At 45.3% G+C, this 5,480-nt stretch carries 5 protein-coding genes; 3 read left to right on the top strand and 2 right to left on the bottom strand.

The genetic code is table 11. From position 1 onward, the window contains the following. Positions 1-176: 176 nt before the first annotated feature. Both KI810_RS17125 and KI810_RS17120 read right to left on the bottom strand, forming a co-directional pair. Positions 177-491 (bottom strand): DUF2845 domain-containing protein, encoded by a 315-nt coding sequence (locus tag KI810_RS17125; RefSeq protein WP_214176786.1) that lies wholly within the window; start codon positions 489-491, stop codon positions 177-179. Positions 492-710: 219 nt separating this feature from the next. Continuing rightward, positions 711-1,883, bottom strand: a complete 1,173-nt coding sequence (locus KI810_RS17120; RefSeq protein ID WP_214176785.1) for a hypothetical protein — start codon at positions 1,881-1,883, stop codon at positions 711-713. Positions 1,884-2,451: 568 nt separating this feature from the next. Here KI810_RS17120 and KI810_RS17115 point away from each other — a divergent pair. The 3 genes from KI810_RS17115 (at position 2,452) to KI810_RS17105 (ending at position 5,441) form a co-directional block, all read left to right on the top strand. Then, positions 2,452-3,732, top strand: coding sequence for a plasmid replication initiation factor (locus KI810_RS17115; RefSeq protein WP_343213522.1), 1,281 nt, complete (start codon positions 2,452-2,454; stop codon positions 3,730-3,732). Beyond that, on the top strand, positions 3,719-4,060 hold the full coding sequence (locus KI810_RS17110) for a helix-turn-helix domain-containing protein (RefSeq protein WP_214176784.1): 342 nt from the start codon (positions 3,719-3,721) through the stop codon (positions 4,058-4,060). The genes KI810_RS17115 and KI810_RS17110 overlap by 14 nt, the downstream gene beginning before the upstream one ends. Before the next feature lie 79 nt (positions 4,061-4,139). Next, entirely contained in the window at positions 4,140-5,441 is a 1,302-nt protein-coding gene (locus tag KI810_RS17105) for an Arm DNA-binding domain-containing protein (protein WP_214176783.1), read from the top strand. Positions 5,442-5,480 lie beyond the last annotated feature (39 nt).

The following is a 5,480-nucleotide window of genomic DNA, read 5'->3' as shown; positions in this document are numbered from 1 at the left end:
TGGAGCGGGAAACGGGATTCGAAGGCCTCTAGCAGATTCAGTAAGCTGTTAATTTAATTAATTATTTAAACATGTTGCATCTCTTTTCAGTGTGTCTAAAGTCCATTGTAGTTCATCATAATTCATGCAAAATTATCCGGTATAGCAACAGTTCGGGTACAGTGTGGCTCTCTACTCTACTTAAAACCGTAGTCATTAGTGCTGTATAGCAGTGATACTTCGTTTCCATTGAAAATTGCAAAGTAAAGAAACTCATTTTTACCGAAATCATAAAGCCACTGTTCCGTTGCAGGATAAATCTTCCCTGCGAATTTATATCTTCTCCCGACTGGCCTTTTGTCTGCGGGCTCTCCGCATTTATCAATAACGGTCTTCTTGCTGTCTCCAGGTGAAACTATTCCTGATCTGCAGCGCATCGCTTCTGTTTCCCCAAGAGCATAACAATTACCTGCAAGTAAACATAAAAATAAGGCATATATCCATAATTTCATTTCATATCCTCCCTATACCAAAACTAATCATGTGTTCTTGTTGGAGCGGAAGGCGGGATTCGAAGCTCCAGGGGACTACACAAAGGCGGATTCCATCTGTAATTCAAACTAATTACGAATAGTTACTCCAAGCTTCAGGGTGTCATAGGTTGCTTATGCTGCATAGCTTAACAGCCTTAGTTGTGGACACCTAATCTACTTTTGAATGCTGTGCTCGCGCTAGGCTTTAGGTTTAAACTCACCAAGTAGTTTTGATAAATGTTCCAAGCCTTCAAAAGTTGGAGGTATTTGATCAGCATTTGGCATTAAATTGCTGAATATCAATGTCTCAAATTTATCTAATTCTCCAACATTCGAATCTTTCTTAAATTTTATATAATTTTCAATAAATTGGCAAATTGACAACCGCATTTTTAGCTGTAATAGCTGTGCTCCAGCGGAATTATAATGGCTTAAAATTATCCTGAAATAGAACAATAAAATAATTTCTGCCACTGTTATTGGCAGTATAAATATTATTTTGTTAACAATATTGGACCATCCATTAACATTGCCAACCTGACTGGCTTTATTATATTCTATATTATTCTTTAATTCAGTGTATATTTGTTTTTTTTCTGAATTTTTTGTTCCTGAAGAATAAGCCGCAAAACTATTATCAACAATTTTGTTAGTATTATTCCCTTTAATAGAAAAAACAAAGACTAAACATGGAATTACAAACAAGGCAATAGCTAATATTTTTAACCATTTTCCCAGATCACTTCTTTCATCTTGTTTCTCTTTAATGTAGTCAGAAAATGCATTACCAAGCAGCATAAAGTTTAAATTACTTTTAACTCCCTCAAATTCTAGCTTATATTGATCAAATAATTCCTGACTCTTTTTTAGATATTCAATATTACTATTTACTTTATTATTTACATCGGCTGCAAGCGCCTTCAAAACTCCTGATTTATTTTCTATATCATTTTCAATATCTTTATATTTATCTCTCATCATTATCAATGAAACTTTTGGCAACATTCCAATTAAAACATTCGGTTTAGCAGGATCTTTTGAATCTACATTTAAAAATCTTGAAACCAATTCTTGAGGCGCACCAACTTCAATTTGATTAGTTTTTATAAGAGATTCAAGAAAAGCTTGTGCCAAAATATAAAGTATAAAATCAATATATTCTTTACTCGATGATTCCTTCAACGTATCAATCAATCTTGACTCGTATTCTGACATTGTTGATGGAGCGGAGCTTTTGAGTCGTTTAACTGTCCCACTCTTTAAAACAGCTAATAGCAAATTAGCATTACTATTGACATCTTCGTTTAGGGCGTCTTTTTCAAGTTTGTCTTTATATTGAGTAAGAGCATTAAATAATTGATTATCATCCATGTTGTTCACCCATAAATTAAATTTAGGATATATTTTCGATTAAATAAACATCCAAGCCGACAATTCATATAACATTTTCTAATTGGATTTTAAAGCTTAAATGTGCACATTATTATAACGAGCTAGCACTCTAGCATACCCAAAAACGCATCTAGCAGAAAAATATTTTTAGTTCACTCAAGTCCATCCAAGTACAGCTTGAACCATCCCAGTCAAACCAGGATAACCCTTCAAATTATCGTGCAAATTCCCGATAAAAAATGCTTGACTCATTGTCACATTCAAGCGTATTTGTAGAATTATTCATGCAAGCTTTCTTATGGATCGACCATAAGTTCTGCTTGTGAGAATCGGGAGCTGTTCCCATAACAGCATCAATCGTCAGTGGCAAGTCCTCGACAAATGTTGTAATGGGTATAATTAATTAAATGATGGGCAAGGCGCATACGTAAAGCTAGGACGTATGGACAACCTACCCCGCGAACCTAAATAGAGCCTAGCTACCCCATTAAATTTTTCAAGGCCACTGGCGACTTCCAGCGCATTCGCGCTAAAAGGGGGTAGCAAAGTGGCTCTTTTTGTATCTAATGTCGATGATCCTGTAACAACACCTCAAATCCCTTCCACCAACGAAGCACCCTGCGGCGCTGCTGGGGATGCCTGCTTGGCAGGCACTCAGGCGGTGACGGAGGGTGCTGCTTCCGAGAGCATGGCGCAGTCTGTAACACGCCATGCGCAAAACCCACCTGTTGAAAATTTCCAGTTCCTTTCCTGTGGGATCGACACCCTTGATTTGGGTCTGTTTGTTTCCTGGGATACAAGCTGGGAGAAAACAAAAGCGTTCCTGGCCGAAAAGAAGGATTCTTCCCAAGGAACTGGTGGCCTCCTTGATGAAACCGACATAGGCCGTGAATTCCTTCACCAGCCGGGGGGCAAGCCTCCCAATTACCGCTATCAGCTTCAGTTCCCTGAATATCGACTCTATATCGCCATTTCCGACAAGTTCGGCACATCACCCAACGTCTATGTAACCATCAATGCAGAAACCCTCTGGCATGTGGGATTCACCACCATCCTTGAACTGTTGGAGTTCGATCTCCTAAACTTCGGCGGCTCCATTGAGCGGATTCAACCCAGCCGCTGCGACCTCTGTGCAGACTTCAAGTTAAGCTCTCCCCTTTCCTTCTCACTTCTGGAAATTCTCCGCGTGTCTCGCAGCCGCAAGGTCAGAATGATAACCAATGACAGCGCCCTGGAAACATACTATTGCGGCTCTGCCGGTTCACCTGTCCAGGTGCGAATCTACGATAAGGGAACCGAGATATTGAAGAGTAACAAGCAATGGTTTCTCCCCATCTGGGGTCTCGACGATCCGGCCGGTGTGTGGCGGGTGGAATTCCAGTTGCGGCGGCCCTTCCTCCATCAGTACCGAATCACCACCCTTGATGATCTCTGGCAGAGGATCGGGGCAATGTGGCTTTATCTGACGGGTGAATGGTTCTCCCTTCGGCTTCCAGACAATGAGAAGACCGAACGGCGCACCATTGATCCCTGGTGGCTGGCGGTGCAAGAATGCCGGCAACGGTTCGGGGCCTTGAGCGATGCGCGACGCACCTTCACCTGTGACACCGTGGAACCGATACAACGCACCCTGGCCCATATCATTGGCCGCCTCATTTCCATTTCAGCCCAAAGCGGCATTAAAGACCGGAAGGAAGCAATCAATCATCTGTGCACCTTGCTCCATGACAAGACCGATGATCGGAAGTTCTCGGAAGAGTACCGGAAGAAATCCATCAAGCTCGGCTATCGGGGCAAGCTGGGAGGGTCTGACGATGACGAAAGCTGATTCTCTCCCCTCTTCCGACGTTCTCACCGTGGAGCAGTTCGCCGAACGATTGCAGGTATCCCGCACCACGGTCTTCGCCTGGTTGAAGTCCGGTGCCATCCTGGAAGGCGTCCATTACTTTCGCCTGGGCCGGATACTTCGCTTCCGCTGGCAGCACGACCTTTTCTTCAACAACCGGCCCCTGTCGAACCTGGAAGACGCTGCCGCCTCCCCTCTTCCCCTGGTGGATGATCCGGCGCAAGATTTTCAGCGTGGCGAAGCCACGGTCAACAACCCGCCTTTGCCTCTAGCGCGAAGCGCGGCGCCGGTCATCAACCTTGACTATTGATTAATGGAATAAATGACGTTATCTTCCCCCTCGGACTAAGGACACACTGAAAGGAGGGGTAACGTCACGAGGTGACACAATGAGAAGCAGAAAGGGCAACCTTGCCCTGGAAACACCTGTTAAAGAGATCGGCAGCATCAAACGGCGCAAGAATTCTAAAAAGCTCTATGTGGACTTCTACTACTTCGGCCATCGGATCACCAGGTCAACTGAACTGGATGACACCCCGGCCAATGAACGAAGAGTCCGAGACTTCTTGAACCGGATCATGGAGCGGGTCGAAGAGGGAACTTTCAAGTTTGCTGAAGCGTTCCCCGGGGCAACCAAACAGGAGAAGGCGTTCTTCACCAAGTTGGAAGGCAGGGAGTACCGGCCGGAACCGCACCAGGTGAGATTTGGAGAGTACACCAAGGAATGGATGAAGACCATCTTCCCCACCTTTGGCTCACCGACTAAGCACCGGGATTACAAAGAGGCGATCACAACCAAGATACTCCCCTACTTCCGGAACATGACCTTCCACCAGATCAGCGGCCATGAGCTGTTCAAGTTCACCGAAAGCTTGAAATGCACCAGGGGAGCAAACAGGGGAAAGCCTCTGTCCCGGTCACGGAAGATCAACCTGCTGATTCCCTTCCGAGCCATCTGGAATGACGCCTGCGATCAGCACCGCTGGGTTATCAAGAGTCCTTTTGACAACCTGCACAAGAAGCTGCCGAAAACCGAGAAGAAAGAGCATACGGTCATCCGGTTTCATGACTGGCTCACGTTCGTTGACAACCTGGAAGAGCATTACCGCCCCATAGCGGAACTGATGATCCTGACGGGGATGATCCCTTCGGAGATGGCTGGGATACGGAAAGAGGACATAGTGGGGGAATACATAAGCCTCAACAAGTCCTATGTCCTGGGCGAAGAGAAGAAGAGCATGAAGACGGCTTTCAGAAAGCGGCAAATCTTCATCACCAAGGCAATCAGAACAAGGCTCGATATTCTCAAAGACCGGACAAGCTCTCCTTACCTGGTCACGACACCGAGGGGAACCAGGCTGAACAGCACCGACTTTGCCAAGGTCTGGAAAAAGGGAGTGGAGCAAGCCGGCATAGCTCCCATGACTTCCTATTCCGCGCGGCATTCCTTCGCTGCCTGGAGTCTGACCATTGGGATCAATCCACTGCGGCTGTTCGGTCTTATGGGACATGCGTCAAAGCAGATGGTGTTTGAGGTCTACGGAAACTACGTGGAGGGGTTAGAAGATGATGCAGAGGATATCTTCCATTACTTCGGCCAGGACTTCATCACGCCCCGGAAAAGCAAATCCCCGGTTCCGTTTAGGGACAGTACCGGGGACAGTTTTAAAGTTTCAGCTGCATCCTACTGAAACTACTTAGCTATTTTGGAGCGGGAAACGGGATTCGAA

This window comes from Geomobilimonas luticola (assembly GCF_018476905.1).
In the GTDB taxonomy this organism is placed as follows: domain Bacteria; phylum Desulfobacterota; class Desulfuromonadia; order Geobacterales; family Geobacteraceae; genus Geomobilimonas; species Geomobilimonas luticola.
This window is presented reverse-complemented; position numbering and strand designations above follow the sequence as displayed.

What these genes read in the sequence shown, in the direction of transcription:
- KI810_RS17110 (WP_214176784.1), top strand. Translation starts at nt 3,719, where the DNA reads ATGACGAAAGCTGATTCTCTCCCCTCTTCCGACGTTCTCACCGTGGAG.
- KI810_RS17105 (WP_214176783.1), top strand. Translation starts at nt 4,140, where the DNA reads ATGAGAAGCAGAAAGGGCAACCTTGCCCTGGAAACACCTGTTAAAGAG.
- KI810_RS17125 (WP_214176786.1), bottom strand. Translation starts at nt 491, where the DNA reads ATGAAATTATGGATATATGCCTTATTTTTATGTTTACTTGCAGGTAAT.
- KI810_RS17120 (WP_214176785.1), bottom strand. Translation starts at nt 1,883, where the DNA reads ATGGATGATAATCAATTATTTAATGCTCTTACTCAATATAAAGACAAA.